17 protein-coding genes, 2 tRNA genes and 3 rRNA genes are annotated in these 25,379 nt (G+C 61.0%); 8 read left to right on the forward strand and 14 right to left on the reverse strand.

Features of this window, described 5'->3' with window-relative positions; genetic code table 11:
• Nucleotides 1–219: 219 nt before the first annotated feature.
• From ACDK93_RS16610 to ACDK93_RS16640, 7 genes are all read right to left on the reverse strand, one after another.
• Nucleotides 220–1,005 (reverse strand): DeoR/GlpR family DNA-binding transcription regulator, encoded by a 786-nt coding sequence (locus ACDK93_RS16610; protein WP_458070091.1) that lies wholly within the window; start codon nucleotides 1,003–1,005, stop codon nucleotides 220–222.
• Nucleotides 1,006–1,687: 682 nt separating this feature from the next.
• Nucleotides 1,688–1,801 (reverse strand): 5S ribosomal RNA (gene rrf, locus ACDK93_RS16615).
• A 195-nt stretch (nucleotides 1,802–1,996) separates the two neighbouring features.
• Nucleotides 1,997–4,878 (reverse strand): 23S ribosomal RNA (locus tag ACDK93_RS16620).
• A 209-nt stretch (nucleotides 4,879–5,087) separates the two neighbouring features.
• A tRNA-Ala gene (locus tag ACDK93_RS16625) sits at nucleotides 5,088–5,163 on the reverse strand.
• A gap of 17 nt (nucleotides 5,164–5,180) precedes the next feature.
• Nucleotides 5,181–5,257: transfer RNA gene (locus ACDK93_RS16630), tRNA-Ile, on the reverse strand.
• A gap of 211 nt (nucleotides 5,258–5,468) precedes the next feature.
• Nucleotides 5,469–7,013: ribosomal RNA gene (locus ACDK93_RS16635) — 16S ribosomal RNA — on the reverse strand.
• Together the 16S, 23S and 5S rRNA genes with 2 tRNA genes alongside form the textbook arrangement of a ribosomal RNA operon.
• Before the next feature lie 914 nt (nucleotides 7,014–7,927).
• Nucleotides 7,928–8,122 (reverse strand): rubredoxin, encoded by a 195-nt coding sequence (locus tag ACDK93_RS16640; protein ID WP_458070092.1) that lies wholly within the window; start codon nucleotides 8,120–8,122, stop codon nucleotides 7,928–7,930.
• Between the two features lie 126 nt (nucleotides 8,123–8,248).
• On the opposite strand from ACDK93_RS16640, the gene thiE reads away from it, so the two are divergent.
• Entirely contained in the window at nucleotides 8,249–8,899 is a 651-nt protein-coding gene (gene thiE, locus ACDK93_RS16645) for a thiamine phosphate synthase (protein WP_458070094.1), read from the forward strand.
• Nucleotides 8,896–10,179 carry a glutamate-1-semialdehyde 2,1-aminomutase gene (hemL, locus tag ACDK93_RS16650; RefSeq protein WP_458070096.1) on the forward strand — a complete coding sequence of 428 codons (1,284 nt, stop codon included), beginning with the start codon at nucleotides 8,896–8,898 and terminating at the stop codon, nucleotides 10,177–10,179. The genes thiE and hemL overlap by 4 nt, the downstream gene beginning before the upstream one ends.
• A gap of 62 nt (nucleotides 10,180–10,241) precedes the next feature.
• Here hemL and ACDK93_RS16655 read toward each other — a convergent pair whose 3' ends face one another.
• The 6 genes from ACDK93_RS16655 to ACDK93_RS16680 all read right to left on the reverse strand — a co-directional run bounded on the left by ACDK93_RS16655 (nucleotide 10,242) and on the right by ACDK93_RS16680 (nucleotide 15,747).
• A complete protein-coding gene (locus tag ACDK93_RS16655) occupies nucleotides 10,242–10,661 on the reverse strand; it encodes a lactoylglutathione lyase (RefSeq protein WP_458070098.1) in 420 nt (139 codons plus the stop codon).
• A gap of 23 nt (nucleotides 10,662–10,684) precedes the next feature.
• Nucleotides 10,685–12,001, reverse strand: a complete 1,317-nt coding sequence (locus ACDK93_RS16660) for an acetylornithine transaminase (RefSeq protein ID WP_458070099.1) — start codon at nucleotides 11,999–12,001, stop codon at nucleotides 10,685–10,687.
• 77 nt (nucleotides 12,002–12,078) lie between these two features.
• A complete protein-coding gene (locus tag ACDK93_RS16665; protein WP_458070100.1) occupies nucleotides 12,079–12,897 on the reverse strand; it encodes an SDR family oxidoreductase in 819 nt (272 codons plus the stop codon).
• 62 nt (nucleotides 12,898–12,959) lie between these two features.
• Nucleotides 12,960–13,562: an LON peptidase substrate-binding domain-containing protein gene (locus tag ACDK93_RS16670; RefSeq protein WP_458070101.1), complete on the reverse strand. Its 603-nt coding sequence runs from the start codon at nucleotides 13,560–13,562 to the stop codon at nucleotides 12,960–12,962.
• Between the two features lie 110 nt (nucleotides 13,563–13,672).
• Nucleotides 13,673–15,046, reverse strand: a complete 1,374-nt coding sequence (mpl, locus tag ACDK93_RS16675; protein WP_458070102.1) for a UDP-N-acetylmuramate:L-alanyl-gamma-D-glutamyl-meso-diaminopimelate ligase — start codon at nucleotides 15,044–15,046, stop codon at nucleotides 13,673–13,675.
• Between the two features lie 116 nt (nucleotides 15,047–15,162).
• On the reverse strand, nucleotides 15,163–15,747 hold the full coding sequence (locus ACDK93_RS16680) for an adenylate kinase (RefSeq protein ID WP_458070103.1): 585 nt from the start codon (nucleotides 15,745–15,747) through the stop codon (nucleotides 15,163–15,165).
• A gap of 217 nt (nucleotides 15,748–15,964) precedes the next feature.
• Between ACDK93_RS16680 and ACDK93_RS16685 the strand changes: the two genes are divergently transcribed.
• The 6 genes from ACDK93_RS16685 to ACDK93_RS16710 all read left to right on the forward strand — a co-directional run bounded on the left by ACDK93_RS16685 (nucleotide 15,965) and on the right by ACDK93_RS16710 (nucleotide 24,638).
• Nucleotides 15,965–17,242: a 6-phosphofructokinase gene (locus ACDK93_RS16685; protein ID WP_458070104.1), complete on the forward strand. Its 1,278-nt coding sequence runs from the start codon at nucleotides 15,965–15,967 to the stop codon at nucleotides 17,240–17,242.
• 235 nt (nucleotides 17,243–17,477) lie between these two features.
• Nucleotides 17,478–19,535 carry a sodium-translocating pyrophosphatase gene (locus tag ACDK93_RS16690; RefSeq protein ID WP_458070105.1) on the forward strand — a complete coding sequence of 686 codons (2,058 nt, stop codon included), beginning with the start codon at nucleotides 17,478–17,480 and terminating at the stop codon, nucleotides 19,533–19,535.
• A 227-nt stretch (nucleotides 19,536–19,762) separates the two neighbouring features.
• Nucleotides 19,763–21,853: a prolyl oligopeptidase family serine peptidase gene (locus ACDK93_RS16695; protein ID WP_458072509.1), complete on the forward strand. Its 2,091-nt coding sequence runs from the start codon at nucleotides 19,763–19,765 to the stop codon at nucleotides 21,851–21,853.
• A 149-nt stretch (nucleotides 21,854–22,002) separates the two neighbouring features.
• Nucleotides 22,003–22,857: a 2OG-Fe(II) oxygenase gene (locus ACDK93_RS16700; RefSeq protein WP_458070107.1), complete on the forward strand. Its 855-nt coding sequence runs from the start codon at nucleotides 22,003–22,005 to the stop codon at nucleotides 22,855–22,857.
• An 89-nt stretch (nucleotides 22,858–22,946) separates the two neighbouring features.
• A complete protein-coding gene (ppa, locus tag ACDK93_RS16705) occupies nucleotides 22,947–23,483 on the forward strand; it encodes an inorganic diphosphatase (protein WP_458070109.1) in 537 nt (178 codons plus the stop codon).
• 138 nt (nucleotides 23,484–23,621) lie between these two features.
• On the forward strand, nucleotides 23,622–24,638 hold the full coding sequence (locus ACDK93_RS16710) for a zinc-binding alcohol dehydrogenase family protein (RefSeq protein WP_458070110.1): 1,017 nt from the start codon (nucleotides 23,622–23,624) through the stop codon (nucleotides 24,636–24,638).
• A 104-nt stretch (nucleotides 24,639–24,742) separates the two neighbouring features.
• Here the strand turns inward: ACDK93_RS16710 and ACDK93_RS16715 are convergent, their stop codons facing one another.
• Nucleotides 24,743–25,339 (reverse strand): ferritin-like domain-containing protein, encoded by a 597-nt coding sequence (locus tag ACDK93_RS16715; RefSeq protein ID WP_458070111.1) that lies wholly within the window; start codon nucleotides 25,337–25,339, stop codon nucleotides 24,743–24,745.
• Nucleotides 25,340–25,379: the final 40 nt, after the last annotated feature.

Below are 25,379 nucleotides of genomic sequence, written 5' to 3' on the forward strand. Positions count from 1 at the left end.
ACATCTCGGCGCGAGAGCCGGATGAGGCATGCCGTTACGAAAAACGAAAATAGGGTTACTTTTTCGAATAAAAGGGAAAACTAACTCTTTGTTATTCGTCACAAACGATCATATTCGAACATTTTCGATCACGCACGCTGCGCTGCAGCGAAGCACCGACGTGCCTCGCTATCCGGCTGTGATGAAAACGGGCCTGTTAAATGGGAATCAGAGCTGCTATCAGCTTGCGATGTGCAGCTGTGTCTCGGATTGTTCGAGCACGGCCGTCAGCGCATCCGGGGGAGGTCGATCGGTAAACCAGGCATTGATCCGAGCAATGGGCCCGAGGCGAACCAGAGCGTTCCGACCAATCTTGCTGTGGTCCGCGGCTAGATACACCTGCCTGGAATGCTCGATGATGGCCTGCGCAACACGCACTTCCTGGAAATCGAAATCGAGAAGCGTACCGTCCAGATCGATCCCTGAAATGCCCACGATGCCGAAGTCCACCTTGAATTGCCGGATCAGCTCAATCGTCGCTTCACCTGTCACGCCGTGGTCCCTCCCCCGCACCACGCCACCGGCCACGATCACCTCGAACGACGGGTTGTTGCTCAACATGATCGCCACATTGAGATTGTTGGTGATGACTCGCAAACCTTTGTGCGTCATCAATGCGCGGGCGACGTCTTCGTTGGTGGTTCCAAGATTGATGAATAGCGAAGCATCATCAGGAATATGCTCCGCAACAAGACTGGCGATGCGCTGCTTTTCCGCCTGCAGAAGCCCCTTGCGAGCGGTGTAAGCCAAATTTTCCACACTCGACGGAAGACTTACCCCACCGTGATAGCGCCGCAGCAGCCCAGCATCGCAAAGTGTTGCCAAATCCCGACGAATCGTTTGTTGCGTCACATCGAAGTGGGACGCCGCCTGTTCAACCGCTACGAAACCCTCGCGCTGAACGAGCGCAATCAGTTCCTCCTGGCGGCGATTGAGTCTTGGATCCATCGTTAGCGGAAGCGTCATCTAGAGGTGCCGATATGATGACTGCTGCGGTGAACGATGTCATGCCGGCGAGAAACGGTGAGGCATAACGTCCTTTGACGCGCCACGCTGGCTAGCGCTTCATATCGTTCGCAGCGTGAAGGCGCTCAGTGGGTGTATGCAGTTGCAGAGGCAAGTCCACGTCTGAACCGGTGAAGTACGAACGAGTCGGCGACGGTTAACCGATAAATAGTAGACATCGCCGAAAATTAGATTACAGCGAACTTCATCGCCGCAAAAGAGAGTTTGCAGGAGCTTGCCGACAGCGTGGCGCAGACAGGCAGCCGATTCGTTTTACCAGGTTAGTAAAAACACAATCCAATCAGTTGATCGAGACTGGGAGGTTTATAAAGCCTCGTAGGCTGTCCCGGTGCGCGCATTGGGCGGCACCGTAGAGAGGCAGCCAAGAAAGATCTACGACGTCTCCGCAGCAGTCTTTCAGCATAAAGCCAGTGCCTGTTCCGCTCGGCCGTTCGGTTGCGGCGCGCATGCGCCGGGCCAGCGCCATAAAACAAAACCCCCACCGATTCCGGTGAGGGTTCTGAGGTATAAGGCCCCTGGCGGTGACCTGTTGCAGCCCGCGCGCTGCGCGCGCAGCCGCACGTCCACACCGCCATAAAACAAAACCCCCACCGATTCCGGTGAGGGTTCTGAGGTATAAGGCCCCTGGCGGTGACCTACTCTTGCATGGCAAAGCCACACTACCATCGGCGCATGCGCGTTTCACTTCTGAGTTCGGGATGGGATCAGGTGGTACCACGCCGCTATGGCCGCCAGGGAAGGGGTTGAAGCAGCGCATGACGCGCCGGCTTCAATCTGGTTCGAGCCCTTTTGAAGAGTCCGCCAAGGATGGCGGGCTTTGCTCTTCGCGAAAAGGACTCGCGTCAAATAGAGGTGTAAACGAGTGACAAGCGTCGAGGTGAAATCGGACGAGACAAGCTTCAAGGAACAAACTGAAGCGTCTTGGGGTTATATGGCCAAGCCTCACGGCTCATTAGTATCAGTTAGCTCCATGCATTGCTGCACTTCCACACCTGACCTATCAACCACCTAGTCTTGATGGTGCCTTAAGGAGAGTCAAGCTCTCGGGAGATCTCATCTTGGGGCGTGCTTCCCGCTTAGATGCTTTCAGCGGTTATCACTTCCGTTCATAGCTACCGGGCAATGCCATTGGCATGACAACCCGAACACCAGCGGAACGTCCACTCCGGTCCTCTCGTACTAGGAGCAGCCCCCCTCAAATCTCCAACGCCCACGACAGATAGGGACCGAACTGTCTCACGACGTTCTGAACCCAGCTCGCGTACCACTTTAAATGGCGAACAGCCATACCCTTGGGACCGGCTACAGCCCCAGGATGTGATGAGCCGACATCGAGGTGCCAAACACCGCCGTCGATATGAACTCTTGGGCGGTATCAGCCTGTTATCCCCGGAGTACCTTTTATCCGTTGAGCGATGGCCCTTCCATACAGAACCACCGGATCACTATGACCTACTTTCGTACCTGCTTGATCCGTCGATCTCGCAGTCAAGCACGCTTATGCCATTGCACACAGTGCGCGATGTCCGACCGCGCTGAGCGTACCTTCGTGCTCCTCCGTTACTCTTTGGGAGGAGACCGCCCCAGTCAAACTACCCACCATACACGGTCCCTGACCCGGATTACGGGCCTAGGTTAGAACGTCAAGCACTTCAGGGTGGTATTTCAAGGTTGGCTCCACGCAAACTGGCGTCTGCGCTTCAAAGCCTCCCACCTATCCTACACAGAAGAACTCAACGTTCAGTGTAAAGCTATAGTAAAGGTTCACGGGGTCTTTCCGTCTTGCCGCGGGAACGCTGCATCTTCACAGCGAATTCAATTTCACTGAGTCTCGGGTGGAGACAGCGCCGCTGTCGTTACGCCATTCGTGCAGGTCGGAACTTACCCGACAAGGAATTTCGCTACCTTAGGACCGTTATAGTTACGGCCGCCGTTTACTGGGGCTTCGATCAAGAGCTTCGCCTTGCGGCTGACCCCATCAATTAACCTTCCAGCACCGGGCAGGCGTCACACCCTATACGTCCACTTTCGTGTTTGCAGAGTGCTGTGTTTTTGATAAACAGTCGCAGCGGCCAGGTTACTGCGACCCTTCAACGCTCAGTCACGCATGTGACCACGCTAAAGGGCGCACCTTCTCCCGAAGTTACGGTGCCATTTTGCCTAGTTCCTTCACCCGAGTTCTCTCAAGCGCCTTGGGATTCTCACCCTGCCTACCAGTGTCGGTTTGCGGTACGGTTCTTCTCTAGCTGAAGCTTAGTGGCTTTTCCTGGAAGCGTGGTGTCAGTCACTTCGCCCAATAGGGCTCGTCTCGGTGCTCGGCATAAAGGGTCCCGGATTTGCCTAAGACCCATGCCTACCGCCTTTCCCCGGGACAACCAACGCCCGGTAGACCTAACCTTCTCCGTCCCCACATCGCACTAGAGAAAAGTGCAGGAATATTAACCTGCTTCCCATCGACTACGCATTTCTGCCTCGCCTTAGGGGCCGACTCACCCTGCGCCGATGAACGTTGCGCGAGGAAACCTTGGGCTTTCGGCGTGGGGGCTTTTCACCCCCATTATCGTTACTCATGTCAGCATTCGCACTTCTGATACCTCCAGCAGACTTTACAATCCACCTTCACAGGCTTACAGAACGCTCCTCTACCGCGTACACATAAATGTGCACACCCCGAGCTTCGGTGCATGGCTTAGCCCCGTTAAATCTTCCGCGCAGACCGACTCGACCAGTGAGCTATTACGCTTTCTTTAAAGGATGGCTGCTTCTAAGCCAACCTCCTGGCTGTCTATGCCTTTCCACATCGTTTTCCACTTAGCCATGACTTTGGGACCTTAGCTGCGGGTCTGGGTTGTTTCCCTTTTCACGACGGACGTTAGCACCCGCCGTGTGTCTCCCGTGTAGTACGTGTTGGTATTCGGAGTTTGCCATGGTTTGGTAAGTCGCGATGACCCCCTAGCCATAACAGTGCTCTACCCCCAACAGTATTCGCACGAGGCGCTACCTAAATAGCTTTCGAGGAGAACCAGCTATCTCCGAGTTTGTTTAGCCTTTCACTCCTATCCTCAGCTCATCCCCATCTATTGCAACAGATGTGGGTTCGGTCCTCCAGTGCGTGTTACCGCACCTTCAACCTGGCCAAGGATAGATCACTCGGTTTCGGGTCTACTGCCTGAGACTATGCGCCCTATTCAGACTCGATTTCTCTTCGCCTCCCCTATACGGTTAAGCTTGCCACAGACAGTAAGTCGCTGACCCATTATACAAAAGGTACGCAGTCACCCTTGCGGGCTTCCACTGCTTGTACGTATACGGTTTCAGGGTCTATTTCACTCCCCTCTCCGGGGTTCTTTTCGCCTTTCCCTCACGGTACTAGTTCGCTATCGGTCAGTCAGTAGTATTTAGCCTTGGAGGATGGTCCCCCCATGTTCAGACAAGGTTTCACGTGCCCCGCCTTACTCAATTTCACACAAAATGTCTTTTCGTCGACTGGGCTATCACCATCTATGGCCGGCTTTTCCAAACCGTTTGACTAAAACATAATGTGCTTTTGGGCTAGTCCCCGTTCGCTCGTCGCTACTCAGGGAATCTCGGTTGATTTCTTTTCCTCCGGGTACTTAGATATTTCAGTTCCCCGGGTTCGCCCTGCATGGCTATGTATTCACCATGCAGTACTGCTTGCGCAGTGGGTTTCCCCATTCGGACATTGCCGGATCAAAGCTTGTTGCCAGCTCCCCGACACTTTTCGCAGGCTGCCACGTCCTTCATCGCCTCTGACTGCCAAGGCATCCACCGTATACGCTTAGTCGCTTGACCATATAACCCCAAGTCGCCTCGGGGCATGCACCCTCATCAGGTGCAGCCAAGTTACTTCGTTTCGTTGCCTTAACACTTATCTCGGTTCGGTTTCGAACCAAGACGCTTGTCACTCGTTTACAGTTTTTCAAAGAACGTCACACCGGCCTCAACGCCGGATGACTTCAAAATCTTGAGGTGTGCTTATATTTTACGAACTGGTCATTCCATGGTGGAGCCTATCGGGATCGAACCGATGACCCCCTGCTTGCAAAGCAGGTGCTCTCCCAGCTGAGCTAAGGCCCCAAGGAATCCTTGGAATATGGTGGGTCTGGGTGGACTCGAACCACCGGCCTCACCCTTATCAGGGGTGCGCTCTAACCACCTGAGCTACAGACCCGGTGAGACTGAACCCAGAACCCAGACCAAGTAACCTGCATCAGGTTACCCAAGACCACGTTCGAAGCGGCTGTTGATGAAGAGTCCGGCCATGGATGGACGGTCTTGATCTTCGCTCTTCGCGAAACGGATTTCGCGTGAAACGACTACGTAAAATACAGGTGCCTTGTGTGGACGTCTTGCGCGAGAGAGCTCGCGACCGTCATTTCTTGAAAGGAGGTGATCCAGCCGCACCTTCCGATACGGCTACCTTGTTACGACTTCACCCCAGTCATGAACCACTCCGTGGTCGTCGTCCCCCTTGCGGTTAGACTAACGGCTTCTGGAGCAACTCACTCCCATGGTGTGACGGGCGGTGTGTACAAGGCCCGGGAACGTATTCACCGCGGCATAGCTGATCCGCGATTACTAGCGATTCCGACTTCACGAAGTCGAGTTGCAGACTTCGATCCGGACTGGGATCGGCTTTCTGGGATTGGCTCCACCTCGCGGTATCGCAACCCTCTGTACCGACCATTGTAGTACGTGTGTAGCCCTGGCCGTAAGGGCCATGATGACTTGACGTCATCCCCACCTTCCTCCGGTTTGTCACCGGCAGTCTCCTTAGAGTTCCCACCATTACGTGCTGGCAACTAAGGACAAGGGTTGCGCTCGTTGCGGGACTTAACCCAACATCTCACGACACGAGCTGACGACAGCCATGCAGCACCTGTGTTCTGATTCCCGAAGGCACTCCCGCATCTCTGCAGGATTCCAGACATGTCAAGGCCAGGTAAGGTTCTTCGCGTTGCATCGAATTAAACCACATACTCCACCGCTTGTGCGGGCCCCCGTCAATTCCTTTGAGTTTCAGTCTTGCGACCGTACTCCCCAGGCGGCGAACTTAACGCGTTAGCTTCGACACTGATCTCCGAGTTGAGACCAACATCCAGTTCGCATCGTTTAGGGCGTGGACTACCAGGGTATCTAATCCTGTTTGCTCCCCACGCTTTCGTGCTTCAGCGTCAGTGTTGTCCCAGATGGCCGCCTTCGCCACTGATGTTCCTTCCGATCTCTACGCATTTCACCGCTACACCGGAAATTCCACCATCCTCTGACACACTCTAGCCAGCCAGTATCCATCGCCATTCCCAGGTTGAGCCCGGGGATTTCACGACAGACTTAACTAACCGCCTACGCACCCTTTACGCCCAGTAATTCCGATTAACGCTTGCACCCTTCGTATTACCGCGGCTGCTGGCACGAAGTTAGCCGGTGCTTATTCCTCAGGTACCGTCAGCCCCATAGGGTATTAACCCGTGGTATTTCGTTCCTGATAAAAGTGCTTTACAACCCGAAGGCCTTCTTCACACACGCGGCATTGCTGGATCAGGCTTGCGCCCATTGTCCAATATTCCCCACTGCTGCCTCCCGTAGGAGTCTGGACCGTGTCTCAGTTCCAGTGTGGCTGATCATCCTCTCAGACCAGCTATCGATCGTCGCCTTGGTGAGCCATTACCTCACCAACTAGCTAATCGAACATCGGTTCGTCTCACCGCGCAAGGCCCGAAGGTCCCCTGCTTTCTCCCGTAGGACGTATGCGGTATTAGCGTAAGTTTCCCTACGTTATCCCCCACGTTGAGGTAGATCCCGATGCATTACTCACCCGTCCGCCACTCGCCACCCACAGAGCAAGCTCTGCTGTGCTGCCGTTCGACTTGCATGTGTTAGGCATGCCGCCAGCGTTCAATCTGAGCCAGGATCAAACTCTTCACTTAAGTTTTCGACTGTCCGAAGACAATCTATCTTTCTGAAGCGTTAGTCCCAACAAAATCAAAACTCATTACTGACTTTTTCTTTCATTGGACGCTTGCATTTGTTGGACAGGTCGTAACCCTCCATCGCAAGACGTCCACACAATTCACCTGCGCACACTGTCAAAGATCAACCACTTGCAACCGATTCCTCGTGTTGCGTCTAAGACGTTTCGTCCTAGGTGAGCCGCCCATTCTATATCGTTTTTTGTGGCCGTCAACAGCGACGTTGAAAAATTTTCATTGTCGCTCGAGAGCCGCAACCCTTTGACGAAGTCGTTTCGTCGGAAGGGAGCGAACTATAGCGCCGACGGACGAATCTGTGAAGAGTGCGTGTGCATATTTTTACAAAAACAAGTCGCTCCAGCGCTGTGAAGCCTCATCCAACCGCGCTTCAGCAGGAACCCGCTTGGCCCTTTACTAACTATCGCTTGCTATCGCTTGCTATCGCTTGCTATCGCTTGCTATCGCTTGCTATCGCTTGCTATCGCTTGCTATCGCTTGCTATCGCTTGCTATCGCTTGCTATCGCTTGCTATCGCTTGCTGCACGCACAGGCACAGGCACAGGCACAGGCACAGGCACAATCACTGCTTGCAGACGCCCCCGCCGCCACATGCTCGCAGGGGGGTTTTGGCGGGGCGCCGGAAAAACCATGGCTGCCTCGACCCGAACATTTTTGAGCATACCCACGCGATAAGGCACGAGATCTTCAGGTCGCAGATTCGCCAGTGCGTCCCAGTCGTCTTCGAAGGGAATGAATTGCTGCATGGTTCGCCACCTCGGGAATGTCTGGCGCGGCAGTGCGCGAGACACATCACAGCAGATGATCGTGCCGGCAGCGTGGCTAATTAGGGCGATTCTCGGGCGCGAAGGCCATCAGTCGATTTCGATCATCTCGAAATCATCCTTGGTCGTGCCGCAATCCGGGCAGGTCCAGGTGTCGGGCACGTCTTCCCACCGCGTACCGGCAGGAATCCCTTCGTCAGGCACACCGATGCTTTCGTCGTATATGTAGCCACATACAACGCACATCCATTTGCGGGTTGCTGCTTCGGAAGAACTCTGGCTCATGGGTCTGGCTTCTTTGTTCACAGGGGAATGGTGCATTCTCGCAACTCGTCCGACATTACGAAAGCGCGCGTGACAATGTATCGCCGGATAAGTGAAAACGAGCATGCCGACACTAAAGGAGCGGATTTGAAATCGATAGCATTGTTGCGCGGTCGCGGCCTGTACACCGTGACTGACGGGCCGCGGCCTGATTTGCTTGACGTGGTCACGCAGGCGTTGGCGGGCGGCGCACGCGTCGTGCAATACCACGACGATACTGCCGATGACCTTCGGCGCCGCGCCGAAGCCGCTGCTTTGAAGCAGCTGTGCCATCGGCACGACGCACTGCTGATCATCGATGCCGACGTCACGCTGGCCAAAGAGGTTGCTGCCGATGGCATCCATCTGGGGCCCGACGATGCCGACCCAGGCTTCGTGCGGCATGAACTTGGTGCCGACGCCATCATTGGCGTGTCGTGCCTGACTTCGGCGGAACGTGCAAGCGCGGCAGTAGCGGCCGGAGCCAGCTATGTATCGTTCGGTGCGTTTTTCAAATCGCCGACCAAGCCACTGGCAGGGCACGCACCTATTGAACTGCTGAGACAAACGGCCGCGTTAGGCATACCGCGGGTGGCGATTGGCGGCATCACGCCGGACAATGGCAGGCTGCTAGTCGATGCCGGGGCGGATTTCCTTGCAGCGGTGTCGGCCATCTTCGGTGCCGCCGACATCCGCGCCGCCGCGCAACGCTTCACTGACCTTTATTCCATCGATCGCGATCACGGAACGCCTGCATGACAACCAACCAAGAACTCTTTCAGCGGGCACAGGGCCTGATGCCCGGCGGCGTCAACTCGCCGGTGCGCGCCTTCAAGTCAGTCGGCGGCGAGCCGTTTTTCACGGCGCGCGCCGAGGGCGCTTATCTCTGGGACGTCGAGGGCAAGCGCTATATCGACTACATCGGTTCGTGGGGCCCGATGATCCTCGGCCACAACCATCCTGCCGTGCGCGACGCGGTGGAGCGCGCGGTGAAAAACGGCTTGTCCTTCGGTACGCCGTGCCCGGCCGAAGTGACCATGGCCGAGACGATCACGCGGCTCATCCCGTCGATCGAGATGGTGCGCATGGTCAACTCCGGCACAGAGGCGACAATGTCCGCGATACGGTTGGCGCGTGGTGCCACCGGTCGCAGCAAGATCGTGAAGTTCGAAGGCTGCTATCACGGCCACGGCGACAGCTTTCTGGTGAAGGCTGGTTCGGGTGCGTTGACGTTCGGCGTACCGACCTCGCCTGGCGTACCGAAAGCGAATGCCGATCTCACGTTGACCTTGCCGTACAACGATATCGAGGCGGCCAAGGCACTGTTCGCCGAGTGTGGCGACGACATCGCCGGACTGATTATCGAGCCGGTCGCCGGCAACATGAACTGCATTCTGCCTTTGGACGGCTATTTGGCGGCACTGCGCGAGCTGTGTACGCAGCACGGCGTGCTGCTGATCTTTGATGAAGTGATGACCGGCTTTCGCGTCGCGCTCGGTGGCGCGCAGGCGCATTACGGCGTAACGCCCGACCTCACCTGCTTCGGCAAGATCATCGGCGGCGGCATGCCGGTTGGCGCGTACGGTGGTCGGCGCGACCTGATGGAGCAGATCGCGCCCTCCGGCCCGATCTACCAGGCCGGCACACTGAGCGGAAACCCGGTTGCGATGGCTGCGGGACTGGCGGTGCTCGAACAGGTCCAGACGCCCGGCTTTCATGACGCGCTCTCGACAAAGACGAAGCTACTCACCGACGGACTTCAGCGCGTCGCGGATGAGGAAGGCATTCCCTTCAGCACCAATGCCGTCGGCGGCATGTTCGGTCTGTTTTTCAGCGCGGAGAAAGTGACCAGCTATGCGCAGGCCACATCAGCCGACAGCGCCATGTTCAACCGCTTCTTCCACGGCATGCTGAAACGCGGCGTGTATCTGGCGCCGTCAGCGTTTGAAGCGGGGTTCATCTCCATCGCGCACAGCGAACAGGACATTGCCGATACGCTGGACGCCGCGCGCGCCTCCATGCGGGACGCACGCGGCTGATGTCTGAGCCCGCGGCACGATCCAACTCGTGCCGCGCGCGGATGTCTGTCATCGAAAAGAAGTCACCAGACGCCCGTGTTCGCCATCGACGCCCACGGCTCCTGCGGAGCCAGTTTGCCATCCTGCAGCAGCTCGACTGAAACCAGCTCCGGCGAGCGGACGAATGCCATATGTCCATCGCGCGGGGGACGGTTGATCGTGTAACCCATGCTCTGCAGGCGCTCGCAGGTCGCGTAGATGTCGTCGACCTGGAAGGCGAGATGACCGAAGTTGCGCGCGGAACCGTAGTCTTCTTCGGAACCCCAGTTATGAGTCAGCTCGATCTCGGCTTCCGGACTATCGGGCGCCGCGAGAAAGACCAGGGTGAACTTGCCCTCGGGAACGTCCTTGCGGCGAACCTCTTTCAGACCCAGACCCTCGCAGTAAAAGCGCAGGTTCGCATCGAGGTCGCGCACGCGCACCATGCTGTGAAGATATTTCATCGACGTCTCCAGACGAGTGGTTGTTAGTGGGATACGAAATCGCGCAGAGCGGCATCCAGACGCTTGAGCCCTTCGGCCAGATCGGCATCGGAAATGATCAGCGGCGGCACAAAGCGCAGCACGTCGGGCCCGGCCTGCAGCACGAGCAAACCGTGCGCCGCCGCGTGATCCAGAATATCGCCTGCCCTGCCCCTGTAGGCATCGGCCAGCACGGCGCCGATCATCAGGCCGCGTCCGCGCACTTCGGCGAACAGCGCCAATTCATCGTTGATCGCCTTCAACCCCGCGCGCAGCGCGGCGGCCTGTCGGTGCACGTTCTCAAGCACTGGCGGTGAGGACAGCTTGCGCAAGGCCACGCGCGCCACGGCCGCCGCCATCGGGTTGCCGCCGAAGGTGGTGCCGTGCGCGCCGTACTGCATGATCTGCGCGACCTTGGCGCCCGCCAGCATGGCGCCGATCGGGAAACCACAGCCGAGCGCCTTGGCGAGCGTCACGATATCCGGCAGCACGCCGTCCTGCACGTGTGCGAACAGCGTACCGGTGCGGCCCATGCCGCATTGAATTTCGTCGAGCACCAGCAGCGCATCGTGCTTGTCGCACAGCTCGCGCACGCGCTTCAAAAAGCCCGGCGCCGCCGGCAGCACGCCGCCTTCGCCCTGCACCGGCTCCAGCATCACCGCCGCGATATCGCCTGCGTCAAACGCGACCTCCAGCGCGGCAGCATCATTGAACGGTAGATAGCGAAAGCCGCCGGGCAGCGGCTCGTAGCCCTCCTGATATTTTGGCTGCGCGGTCGCTGTGACCGTCGCCAATGTGCGGCCGTGGAACGACCCCTGGAAAGTAAGAATGACCCGCCGCTCCGGTGGCCGACCCTGCGCCGTGGCCCACTTGCGGACAAGCTTGATCGCCGCCTCGTTGGCCTCGGCGCCGGAGTTGCATAAAAACACCCGCTCTGCAAAACCTGACGCTCGCACCAGCTCCTCGGCCAGATGCAGCGGCGGCTCGCTGTAGAACACGTTGCTGCTGTGCCAGAGCTTTCGCGCCTGGGTGGTGAGCGCATCGAGCAGGTCGGGATCCTGGTGACCCAGCGCATTCACCGCGATGCCGGCACCGAAGTCGATGTAATCGCGCCCCTCGCTGTCCCACACGCGCGAACCCTTGCCATGATCGAGCAGAACATCGCGCGGCTTGTACACCGGCAGCCAATAGCGCTTGCCCAGATCAAGCAGCGACGCCGTGGTGGCATCGGATACATGCACGCTTGCTTGCGCAGCGTGATCCGAAAGCCCGCCGTCTTGCTGCAGGTGATCGGAGGGAATGGGATCATTCGGTACTTGCATGGTGGGCTCCGACCTCGCTGCGAACGAGGCCACATCGGTAATGCCGATCGATCGTTGATTCGATCAGTCAGTCAAAATCAGTCCAGGAAAAAATCCGGCAACAGCGCGGTCCCCGGCTTCACCGCGTAGTGATCGAAATCGGTGACGCCCTCGTTGCGCAGCACCTCGTCGTCGATCGCGAAGTGGCCGGTGTATTCGCGCGATGGCCGGGTGAGGATCGCGTGTGCCGCGTCGGCGACGATATCGGGCGTACGGCACTGTTCGGGTTTGACGCCATCGATCATGCCAATCGCCGCCGTCGCCACCACCGTGCGAGGCCACAGCGCGTTGACCGCAATGCCAAGCGATGCGAACTCCGCGCTCATGCCCAGCACGCACAGGCTCATGCCGTATTTGGCGATCGTATAGGCGGTGTGCTGAGCAAACCACTTCGGATCGAGATTGAGCGGCGGTGACAGCATCAGCACGTGCGGATTGGCGGCCTGCTTCAGGTATGGCAAGCAGCTTTGGGTGACCAGAAAGGTGCCGCGTGCATTGACCTGCTGCATCAGATCGAAGCGCTTCATCGGCGTCTCAGCGGTGCCAGCCAGCCAGATCGCGCTAGCGTTGTTGACCACGATATCGATGCCGCCGAAATGCTCGGCCGCCTGTGACGCGGCGGCGCACACCTGCTCCTCTTCGCGAATATCCACCTTCAGCGCCAAGGCGCGGCCGCCGGCTTCCTCGACCGCCGCCGCCGCACTATGGATGGTTCCGGGCAGCTTCGGATTGGCTACCGAACTCTTGGCCGCGATCACGATATTCGCGCCGTCCCGCGCCGCGCGCAGCGCTATGGCCAGACCGATGCCGCGCGATGCGCCGGTAATGAACAGAGTTTTGCCGGCGAGAGTACCCATGCGCATGAGTCCGTGAAGATAGGCTGCCATCAAGCAGAGCGGCCTAGTTTAAGCGCTAAGGCTCAGGCTTTCTGGAATCGCGGCAGAATATCGCGCAGCTCGGCCAGCCGCAGCAGCGGGTCGGTCAGCTCGAGCATGTGCTGCTGCTCGGTGACATCCAGCGGCAGCAGCTCGGTCAACCGATAGCCGAGCCAGCTGGAATCCTCGTAGGCGCTGCGCGGCGCATCGCGCCAATGCGGCGCCATGGTCTCGATCAGCCGCTCAAGAATGCTTTGCAACAGCGCGAATTCCACCGGCACCGGCACCTCCGGCTCCGCCGCCCAGATCTCGATATCGCCGCGCAGCAGGCCGTCACTGCGCACGCGGCTGCGGTTGACCCTGAAACGCGAACCGCCCTTGGCCACGATGCCGAGCAGGCCATCATCATCGCGGTCGAAATCCTGAATATGCGCCACCGTGCCGACGGCAGCCGGCGTGCTGGGTTCGCCGACTTCATAGCCCTCGAGAATCAGGCACACGCCAAAGCCGGAGTCATAGCGGGTGCATTCGCGCACCATATCGAGATAGCGCGGCTCGAAAATGCGCAGCTGCAGCTGGCCACCGGGAAACAGCACCGTGTTCAGCGGAAACAGGGGCATCTCGATCAGCGGAGACTGGGCGGCCATGGGGTAAGTTTAACCAGAGGCAGCGTGACGAACCACGATGCATGTCGCCGCACGCTCCGCAGGTGGCGTCGGGTATGGCGCAGGCGAGAATCCGATGTAGTGAACGAGCGTCAGCGTTGACGCAGTTTTTCGACGAAACGACGCGGCGCGGCCTCGAAACCACCGTTCGACATGAAGATCACCTGGTCGCCCGATCGGGCCTGCCCGGCAAGCGCGTCGAGCAGCGCATCCACCGTGGGCACCATGCTGCCGCGACCGTTCAGTGCCGCCGTGACCTGCCCGGCATCCCAGGCCAGCTCCGCGCGATGCAGAAAAACCACCGCATCGGCATCGGCCAGCGACGGCGCCAGTGCCTCGGCGTGAGCGCCCTGGCGCATCGAGTTGGAGCGCGGCTCCAGCGCCACCAGGATGCGCGCATCGCCAACCTTGGCGCGCAGGCCGGCCAGCGTCGTGGCAATCGCGGTCGGATGGTGGGCGAAGTCGTCGTAGACGCGCACGCCGCCAACCTCGCCGACCAGCTCCATCCGTCGCTTGACGCTCTCGAAGGTGGCGAACGCTGGCAGCAGCGCGCGCGGATCGGCACCGGCCGCCGATGCTGCGGCGAGCGCGGCCAGCGCATTCATCACGCTGTGATGGCCGAGCAGCGACCACTGCACGTCGCCGATCAGCTCGCCGGCGCGATGCACGGTAAACGCCGAGCCGTCGGGCTCGACCAGCGTGGCCTGCCAGTCGCCACGGCCGATGCCGAAGGTTTCCACCGGCGTCCAGCAGCCCATCGCAAGCACCTCGGCCAGACGCGCGTCGTGCGCGTTGACAATCAGCCGGCCGTTGCCGGGCACGGTGCGTACCAGATGGTGAAACTGGCGCTGGATCGCCGCCACGTCGGGGAAAATATCGGCGTGGTCGTATTCAAGGTTGTTGAGAATCGCGATACGCGGCCGGTAGTGTACAAACTTGGAGCGCTTGTCGAAAAACGCGGTGTCGTATTCGTCGGCCTCGATCACGAACGGCTTGCCGCTGCCCAGCCGCGCCGAAACACCGAAATTGCCCGGCACGCCGCCAATCAGGAAGCCCGGCGCCAATCCGACGCTGTCCAGCAGATGCGCCAGCAGGCTGGTGGTGGTGGTCTTGCCGTGCGTGCCGGCGACGGCCAGCACGTCGCGATCGGCCAGCAGCGTTTCGCCCAGCCACTGCGGGCCGGAGATATAGCGCAATTGCTCATCGAGCATGTATTCCACGGCCGGGTTGCCGCGGGTCATCGCATTGCCGACCACCACCACATCGGGCGCCGCACGCCCCGGCGAAGCCTGCAGATGCTCGGCCGTGTAACCCTGCATCAGCGCGATGCCGAGACCCTCCAGCTGGGTACTCATCGGCGGGTAGACGTTGGTATCCGAGCCTTCCACGTCGAGCCCGAGCTCGCGCGCCAGCGCGGCAACGCCGCCCATGAAGGTGCCGCAGATGCCGAGGATATGCAGACGCATGGCAAGCCCAGAGAAATAAATCGCGTGGAAAGGAATCACGGCCCGCGCGAAAACCACGAAGCCAAAGAAGTTGCCGCGATGGTCACGTCAAGGCCGCCTCGCGGCGACCCTTCGTATCAGCCGTGTGCGGTGGCGGACGTGTCCCGCAGCGCGTTTTGCACTCGCGCCGTGACTTCGCTCAATTCGCCCACGCCATCGACCACCTGCAGCTTGCCGCGGCGCGCGTAGAAGTCGGCCACCGGCGCGGTCTGTTCGGCGTAAATGGCCAGGCGCTTGCGCACGGTATCCGGATTGTCGTCAGCGCGGCCTTCGGCCTTGAAGCGGATTTCGCAGCGGCCGATGATGGTGACGTTGGGCACTTCGAGCTGGATCACCGCATCGAGAGGCTGGCCGATCTTGGCCAGCAGGTGGTCGAGTGCATCGGCCTGAGCCAGGTTGCGCGGGTAGCCGTCCAGGATGAAGCCCGATTTGGCGTCGTCCTGCGCCAGGCGCTCCTCGAGCATGCCCAGCAGGATGTCGTCGGACACCAGCTGGCCGGCATCCATCACCGCCTTGGCTTTAAGTCCCATCGCGGTGCCCTGCGCCACCGCAGCGCGCAGCATGTCGCCGGTGGAAATGTGCGGCACGCCCAGCTCCGCCTTCAGGCGCGCCGCCTGCGTGCCTTTGCCCGATCCGGGCGCGCCAAGTAGGACCAGTCGCATAATGCTCCACACGTTTGGCAGGCGGCCGCACACTGCCGCAGCCCGCTTCATTCTCAGATTAAGCTGCCAAATTAGCGTTTGCACCGGGTGCCGTCAAACGCGGGCGCCATTCACGCTACCCCAAGTCCCTGTTGCGAAAAGATTTGCCGCTTCCGGCTTGGTACGCTCGTGTGATCCATAATCGGTTTCCCGTCTGACCCGCCTGTCGAGGATGTCCATGAGCCTGACCCGCCGCCCTTCTGCCGCTACCGGCCATTTCCTTTACGCCCAATCCGGTGGCGTGACTTCGGTCATCAATGCCTCGGCCGCCGGCGTGATCGAAGCCGCGCGCGCCAAGGGCGTCAAGGTGTACGCCGCGCGCAACGGCATTCTGGGCGCGCTGCGCGAGGAGCTGATCGATACCTCGAAAGAATTCAAAAGTGCGATTGCCGCGCTTCGGCATACGCCCGGCGGCGCCTTCGGCTCATGCCGCTACAAGCTGAAATCGCTGGACGCCAACCGGGCCGAGTATGAGCGGCTGATCGAGGTGTTTCGCGCGCATGACATCCGCTGGTTTCTCTACAACGGCGGCAACGACTCGGCCGATACCGCGCTGAAAATCTCCCAGCTCGGCAAGGCGATGAACTATGACATCCGCTGCATCGGCGTGCCCAAGACAGTGGACAACGATCTGGCGGTCACCGACTGCTGCCCCGGCTTTGGCTCGGTCGCCAAATACATCGCCATCTCCACCCGCGAAGCCAGCCTCGACGTCGCCTCGATGGCCGAGACCTCGACCAAGGTCTTCATTCTCGAGGTGATGGGCCGGCACGCGGGCTGGATTGCCGCCGCGGCGGGGCTCGCCGGCGACACCGCCGACGCGGCGCCGCACATCATCCTGTTTCCCGAGAACGTCTTCGACGAGGCGGCCTTTCTTGCCAGGGTCAAAGCCACCGTCAAACGCGTGGGCTGGTGCACCGTGGTCGCCTCCGAAGGCGTGCGCAATGCGGCCGGTCAGTTCCTCGCCGAGGCGGGTGGCCGCGACGCGTTCGGCCACGCGCAGCTCGGCGGCGTGGCGCCGGTGCTGGCAGCGCTGGTAAAGGAAAAGCTCGGCTACAAATATCACTGGGCGCTGCCGGATTATCTGCAGCGCTCCGCCCGCCACGCGGCGTCGAAGGTCGATGTCGAGCAGGCCTACGCGGTCGGCAAGGCCGCCGTCGATTACGCGCTGAAAGGCATGAACGCGGTGATGCCGGTCATCGTGCGCAGCAGCGATGCGCCCTACCGCTGGAGCATCCAGCCGGCACCGCTGAGCAAGGTCGCCAACCACGAAAAGAAAATGCCCAAGAGCTTCATCACCCGCGACGGCTTCGGCATTACTGCCGCAGCACGTCGCTACCTGAGTCCCCTGATTGCGGGCGAGGCCGCGCTTCCCTACGGCAAGGATGGTCTGCCCCGCTACGTGCAGTTGAAGAATGTAGCGGTGGCGAAGAAGCTGCCGGACTTTGCGCCTTGATCGAATGTTGCCGACTTCTACAACCCCGCACGCGCGCGTGATCGGCTGATCTTTCGAAGCCTTCCTGCGTCCGTGCCCTAACGAGGTATCGCCAAGTTACCCGCGCATTGCGCCGCACAACAGGATGCGCGGCGTGGTCTGCCTATACTCGGCGCAACCGCCCGTACGGGACGGCTATCTCCGGGTTCGCCGATGGAAAACCCGGCACTAGGGTGACTACTCGTGGGAGGCTCCGATGCTGCAGCAATATGGCTGGTGGATCGTCGTTCTGGCGTGTGCGGTGATAGCAATTGGTTACGGCGCAGTTTCGACAAGATGGATCCTGGCGCAATCGCCGGGCAACGCGCGCATGCAGGAGATCGCGGCGGCGATCCAGGAAGGCGCTGGTGCCTACCTCAACCGCCAGTACCGCACCATCGGCATCGTCGGCGTGGTGCTGTTGCTGCTGATCGGCTTCTTTCTCAACTGGCCGACGGCGATCGGCTTTCTGCTCGGCGCGATTCTTTCGGGCGCCGCCGGCTATATCGGCATGAATGTCTCCGTGCGCGCCAATGTGCGTACGGCGGAGGCGGCGCGTAACGGGCTCAGTCCGGCGATGGACGTGGCGTTTCGCGGCGGAGCGATCACCGGCATGCTGGTGGTGGGTCTGGCCCTGCTGGGCGTCGCCGGCTACTGGATCGTGCTGAACCAGATGGGCATGCACGGCGAACTGGCGCTGCATGCGCTGGTCGGCCTGGCCTTCGGCAGCTCGCTGATCTCGATTTTCGCGCGCCTGGGCGGCGGTATCTTTACCAAGGGCGCCGACGTGGGCGCGGACCTGGTCGGCAAGGTCGAGGCCGGCATTCCCGAGGACGACCCGCGCAATCCGGCCGTGATCGCGGACAACGTCGGCGACAACGTGGGCGACTGCGCGGGCATGGCCGCCGATCTGTTCGAAACCTACGCGGTAACCGTGATCGCCACCATGCTGCTCGGCGGCCTGATGACCGAAGAGGTCGGCCCGAACGCCGTGCTGTACCCGCTGCTGCTGGGCGCGGTGTCGATCATCGCCTCGATCATCGGCACGCTGTTCGTCAAGGTGAAGCAGGGCGGCTCGATCATGGGCGCGCTGTACAAGGGTGTGATCGTTTCCGCGGTATTGGCTGCGGCCGCGTTCTACCCGATCACCACGCAACTGATGACAGGCTTCAGCCACGGCTCGATCAACCTGTGGGGCTGCTCGCTGATCGGGCTGCTGCTGACCGGTGTGATCGTGTGGGTGACCGAGTACTACACCGGCACGCAGTACAAGCCGGTACAGCACATCGCGGCGGCGTCGACCACCGGGCACGGCACCAACATCATTGCCGGTCTGGGCGTGTCGATGAAATCGACCGCGCTGCCGGTGATCGCGGTGTGCTTCGCGATCTGGGGTGCGTTTGCGCTCGGTGGCCTGTACGGCATCGCGATTGCAGCCACGGCCATGCTGTCAATGGCCGGCATGATCGTGGCGCTGGACGCCTATGGCCCGATCACCGACAACGCCGGCGGCATTGCCGAAATGGCCGACCTGCCGCCGGAGGTGCGCGGCGTCACCGATCCGCTCGACGCGGTGGGCAACACCACCAAGGCGGTCACCAAGGGTTACGCGATCGGCTCGGCGGCGCTGGCCGCGCTAGTGCTGTTCGCCGACTACACGCACAACCTCGATGTGGCCGCGCAGGCCAAAGCGGCGCTTAGCGGCACGACCTACGTGCCGATGACCTTCGACCTGTCCGACCATATGGTGATCATCGGCCTGCTGATCGGCGGCCTGATCCCCTACCTGTTCGGCGCGATGGCGATGGAAGCGGTGGGCCGCGCCGCCGGCGCGGTGGTCGAGGAGGTGCGCCGTCAGTTCCGCGACATCCCCGGCATCATGCTGGGCACGGCCAAGCCGGAATATTCGCGCGCGGTCGACATGCTGACCAAGTCGGCGATCCGCGAAATGATCGTGCCGTCACTGCTGCCGGTGGCCGTGCCGATCGTGGTCGGCCTGCTGCTGGGGCCCAAGGCATTGGGCGGCGTGCTGATCGGCACCATTGTCACCGGCCTGTTCGTGGCGATCTCGATGACCACCGGCGGCGGCGCCTGGGACAACGCCAAGAAGTACATCGAGGACGGCCACTTCGGCGGCAAGGGCTCGGAGGCGCACAAGGCCGCGGTGACTGGCGATACCGTGGGCGACCCGTACAAGGACACCGCGGGCCCCGCGGTGAATCCGCTGATCAAGATCATCAACATCGTCGCCCTGCTGCTGATCCCCTTGCTCTAAGGCGATCGACTACGAGTAACGGAAAATCCCGCTTCGGCGGGATTTTTTTATGCCCTTACCAAACAGCTCACCCTGACTTTAGTCACAGGCGGCCACAACGGGCTGCGGTTAGGCTCGAACGCTGGCGGCCTGCGTCAGCACGCTGTCTCCACCCACACCTTGCACACGAGGCGCATACGATGAAATCGGTCTGGCTGACGCTGGCTCTCGGCGTCACACTGGTAGGCATGAATACGACTCACGCTGATGGCAATACCCCCGCTGCCGCATCCACCGGCGCTCAGGCCTCCGACGATCCGTTCCTGTGGCTGGAAGACATCCACGGCGCTCGCGCGATGGACTGGGTCAAGACGGAAAACGCCAAGACCACCAAGCAGTTCATCGATAACGCCGAGTTCGACAAAACCCGCGACCGCATTCTCGAAGTGCTCGATTCGGACGCGCGCATTCCGGAGGTCAGGCGCATGGGTGACTACCTCTACAACTTCTGGCGCGACAAGGCCAACCCGCGCGGCGTGTGGCGCCGCACCACGCTGGCCGAATACCGCAAAGCCGCCCCGCAGTGGGAGGTGCTGCTCGATATCGATGCGCTAAACAAGGCCGAGAACAAGCGCTGGGTGTTCAAGGGCTCGCAGTGCCTGAAACCGGCGTACACGCGCTGCCTGCTGTCGCTGTCGCCGGACGGCGGCGACGCGGTGACCGTGCGTGAGTTCGACCTCCCGAGCAAATCCTTCGTCAAGGACGGTTTTGTCCTGCCGGTCGCCAAGACCGAGGCCAGCTGGATCGACGAGAACACGCTATACGTCGGCACCGATTTCGGCCCGGGCACGATGACCGCCTCGAGCTACCCGCGCATTGTCAAGGAATGGAAGCGCGGCACGCCTATCGCCGATGCCAAGATCGTATACGAAGGCAAGACGACCGACCTCGCAGTCGGCGCGATGCACGATCGCACGCCCGGTTTCGAGCGTGACTTCGTCTCGGTCGCGAAGGATTTTTTCCATAGCGAGCTGTACCAGCGCAAGAACGACAAGCTCACCCGCGTCGACGTGCCGACCGACGCCAGCGCCGACGCCCATCGCGAATCGCTGCTGGTGCAGACGCGTTCCGCCTGGACCGTGGGCGGCAAAACCTATCCCTCCGGCGCGCTGCTGGCAGCGAACTTCGACGCCTTCATGGCCGGCAAGCCGGCGTTTACCGTACTGTTCAAACCCGATGCGCATACCTCGCTGGAGTCGTACGCCTGGACCCGCCATCACCTGATTCTCGACGTGCTCGATGACGTCAAGAGCCGGCTGGAAGTGCTCACGCCACCCGACCACGCCAACGCAACGGCCGACTGGAAACACGAGGCGGTGCCCGGCGCACCGGCGCTCAGCTCGATCAGCGTGGCCGATACCGACCCCGACAACAGCGACGAATACTGGCTCGACGTCACGGGCTTTCTTACGCCCTCATCCCTGCAGCGCGGTGTGCTGGGTAGCGTGCCGGCCGAGACGATCAAGCAGGATCCGGCCTTCTTCGACGCGTCGAAGTTCGAAGTGACCCAGCATTTCGTCATCTCGAAAGACGGCACCCGCGTGCCGTACTTCGAGATCGCGCCGAAGGGCCTCAAGCTCGATGGCTCCAACCGCACCCTGCTCTACGGCTACGGCGGCTTCGAAGTATCGCTGTCGCCGCACTACAGCGGAAGCATCGGCCGCGCGTGGCTGGATCGCGGCGGCGTCTACGTGCTGGCCAATATCCGCGGCGGCGGCGAGTACGGTCCGCAGTGGCATCAGGCGGCGCTGAAGGCCAATCGCCCGCGCGCGTACGAAGATTTTGCGGCGGTCGCCGAGGATCTGGTCAAACGCGGCGTCACTTCGGCCAAGCACCTCGGCGCCGAGGGCGGCAGCAACGGCGGACTGCTGATGGGCAACATGCTGACGCTGTATCCGCAGCTGTTCGGCGCGATCGCCTGCGAGGTGCCGCTGCTCGACATGAAGCGCTACACGCACCTGTCGGCCGGCGCATCGTGGATGGCCGAGTACGGCAACCCCGATACCGCCGACTGGAAATTCATCCAGACCTTTTCGCCGTACCAGAACGTGAAAAAGGACGGCCATTACCCGCCGGTGCTGTTCTACACCACCACCAGCGACGATCGCGTCGGCCCGGTGCAGGCCCGCAAGATGGCGGCGAAGATGCAGGCCATGGGTCACCCCGACGTTTGGTTCTACGAGAATCTCGAAGGCGGACACGGCGCCGGTGCCGACAACAAGCAGGCGGCGCTGATGCATGCGCTGGCGTACGACTTTCTGTGGGATCAGCTGAAATAAGTTACGCAGTGATGGAGATTTCAACGAGCCGGCAGTTGCCGGCTCGTTGCTTTATGGCCTCGGCCGCCCTCACAACGTTCACTCGCCGCCGCCGCTAAAGTAAGCTCTCAACGTCATCGACCCAGCCACATCGACCCACCCACGCCGCCATGAACTCACGCCCGTCGATCCGCCCCGAACTGCGCGAATGGATTTTGTCCACCACGCGCGCCGGCCACAGCGTGCCGGAAGTACTGCAGCTGATGAAGCAAAGCGGCTACGACCCGCGCCAGAGCCGCAGTATTCTGGCCGATGTGCTGAAAATTCCGCTGGCGGCGCTCAACGCGACTGCAGTGGCGCCCGCTGCGAGCTCGATGCCGGGAAAACGAACGCGCCACCCTGAAGCGCCCAGCGTCATCGTCGACGGCCATCGTGTTGATATCTCGGTGAGCGTGAACGAGCCGGTGCTGCGGGTTCTGGACGGCTTCCTATCGGACGACGAATGCGCCGAGCTGATCGAGCTGGCGCGGCCGCGCCTGAAGCGCGCCATGACCGTCGATACCGACGGCAAAAACCAGGTCGACAACCGGCGCACCAGCGAGGGCATGTTTTTCTCCCTCAACGAGCTGCCGCTGGTCAGCACCATCGAGCAGCGCCTGGCCACCTTGCTGGATATGCCGGTCAGTCACGGCGAGGGCCTGCAGATTCTGCATTACCTGCCGGGGCAGGAATACGAGCCGCATTTCGACTGGTTCGATCCACAGCAGCCGGGCTTCAGCACCATTACGGCGGTCGGTGGGCAGCGCATCGCCAGCATCGTGATGTATCTGAACACGCCCGAGGGCGGCGGCGGCACGGCGTTTCCGGAAATCGGGCTCACCGTAACCGCGCGGCGGGGCTCTGCGGTCTACTTTGCCTACGACAGCGGCGATCAGAGCTCGCTGCACGCAGGCCTGCCGGTGACCAGCGGCGAAAAGTGGATTGCCACCAAATGGCTGCGTGAAAGGCCGTACAGGCGCGGCTGAGCGGCGCCACCATTACCCGCGCCGCTGCGCTGCAGCAGCGTTTCGCGTATCCTCAGTGGTCGACTTTTTCAAAACATCAAGGACAATTCATGGGACTGCATCTCGTCTCCGCCGGCCGCGACGTGCCGAACGACATCAACGTCATCATCGAAATCCCCAAGGATGCCGAACCGGTCAAGTACGAAGTGGAGAAGGAAAGCGGCGCGATCTTCGTCGACCGCATTCTTTCCACTCCGATGCGTTATCCGTGCAACTACGGCTACGTGCCGGGCACCCTCGGCGGCGACGGCGATCCGCTGGACGCCCTGGTGATCCTGCCGCTGCCGCTGATCCCCGGCGCGGTGATCCGCTGCCATCCGGTCGGCATGCTGAAGATGACCGACGAAGCCGGCAGCGATGAAAAGCTGGTGGTGATTCCCACCGCCAAGGTGTTCCCCGGTTACGCCCACATCAAGGATATGAGCGGTGTGTCGGGGCACTGGCTGGAGCGCATCGGCCATTTCTTCGAGCACTACAAGGATCTGGAGAAAGGCAAGTGGGTGAAGGTGGAAGGCTGGGTCAGCGCCGACGAAGCGAAGGCCGAGATCGTGGCCGGCGTGCAGCGCTATCAGCAGGAACAGCACTGATCGCGGCAACTGCCCGACTGCATTGATTGCCATCGCGGCGTTTCGCAAGAGGCGCCGCGTTTTTTTTTCGGCGATACATAACCGGATGCTCACCCTGCGATCGCTATGCTTCGCCGGCATTCCACGTATGGAGGCCGTATGAAAGCCGTCGCCCTCACCCGCTATCTGCCGATCGACGATCCCGAATCGCTGGTAGATGTTGATTTACCTCAGCCAACCGCCGGCGGCCACGATCTGCTGGTGCGCGTGGAAGCCGTTTCGGTAAACCCGGTCGATACCAAGGTGCGCTCACCCAAAGCGCAGGTCGAGTCGCAGCCCAAGGTGCTGGGTTACGACGCGTCGGGCGTGGTCGAGGCCGTGGGCGACTCGGTCAGCGGTTTCCGCGTCGGCGATCGCGTCTACTACGCCGGTGACATCACCCGCCCTGGCAGCAATGCGCAATATCAGCTGGTCGACGCGCGCATTGTCGCGCACGCGCCAACGTCGATGGACGCCGCGGACGCCGCGGCGCTTCCACTGACCGCGCTCACCGCGTGGGAGCTGCTGTTCCAGCGCATGCCGTTCGATAGCGAGCGCGGCGGACAGGGCAAATCGCTGCTGATCATTGCGGGAGCCGGCGGCGTGGGCTCCATCGCGATCCAGCTGGCAAAACGCGCGGGTTTTGTCGTCATCGCCACCGCGTCACGGCCGGAAACAGCCGACTGGTGCCGTTCCATGGGCGCACATCATGTCGTCGATCATCGCCATCCGCTGCCAGCCCAGCTGCAGGCGCTGGGCTTTGCGGAGGTGGATGCGGTGGTGAATTTCGCCAATACCGATCACTACTGGGAAACCATCGGCGAGGTGCTTGCGCCGCAGGGCCACGTCGGCCTGATCGTGGAACCCAGCGGCGCGCTGCGCATCGGCGATCCGTACAAATCCAAGTGCATCGGCATCCACTGGGAGCTGATGTTCACCCGCGCGCGCTACAAGACTGCCGATCAGAACGAGCAGGGCAAAATCCTCGACCGCGTGGCGGCGCTAATCGACGCCGGCGAGCTGCGCGGCACCCGAACCGAGACGCTCTCGCCTATTTCGGCGTCCACGCTGCGCCAGGCGCATCGGCGACTGGAGTCCGGCAGCACGATCGGCAAGCTGGCCCTTTCCGGCTGGTAAGCTGACCGCGGCAGACCTTGGCCTTCGAAACGAACAAGGGACCGCATGCGGTCCCTTGTAGCTTATCCAATAGCGTCGCTCTGGCGACATGTAGGCGGCAGAGTTCAGTGGTGCTTGCTGGAGGCCTTCTTGTCCGGCGCAGGCTTGGCCGGCTCGCCTTTCTTGCCCAGCTGCTCCAGCAGCGTGTTCATGTCTTCGGCATGTTCCTCTTCCTGCGCCAGAATGCCTTCGAGCATGCGGCGCGTGGTCGGGTCATCGGTGCCGATGTAGTCGATGATTTCGCGGTAGCTGTCGATGGCGATGCGCTCGGCCACCAGATTCTCCTTGATCATGTCGACCAGATCGGTGCCTTCGACGTAGTCAGCGTGGCTACGGGTCAGCAGACCTTCGGGCGAGAGATTGGGCTTGCCATCGAGCTGGGTGATGCGCTCGGCGATCAGGTCGGCGTGGCCCTGCTCTTCGTTGGCGTGCTCCAGAAACTCGGACTTCACGGCCTGCGAGTTGATGCCGGACGCCATGTAGTAGTGATACTTGTAGCGCAACACGCAGACGATTTCGGTGGCCAGCGCGTGATTGAGCAGCTTCACCACGGTAGCGCGGTCGGCGCTGTATCCGGCGGTCATGGCGCCCTTTTCGATATCCTGACGCGCACGCTTGCGGATGTTCTCGATGTCGGTAACGAACGGCTTGGCCTTGGCCATGGCTTGCTCCTCAGATGGATGAATAGGCGCCGGTCTCGCC

Source organism: Rhodanobacter sp. BL-MT-08, assembly GCF_054161255.1.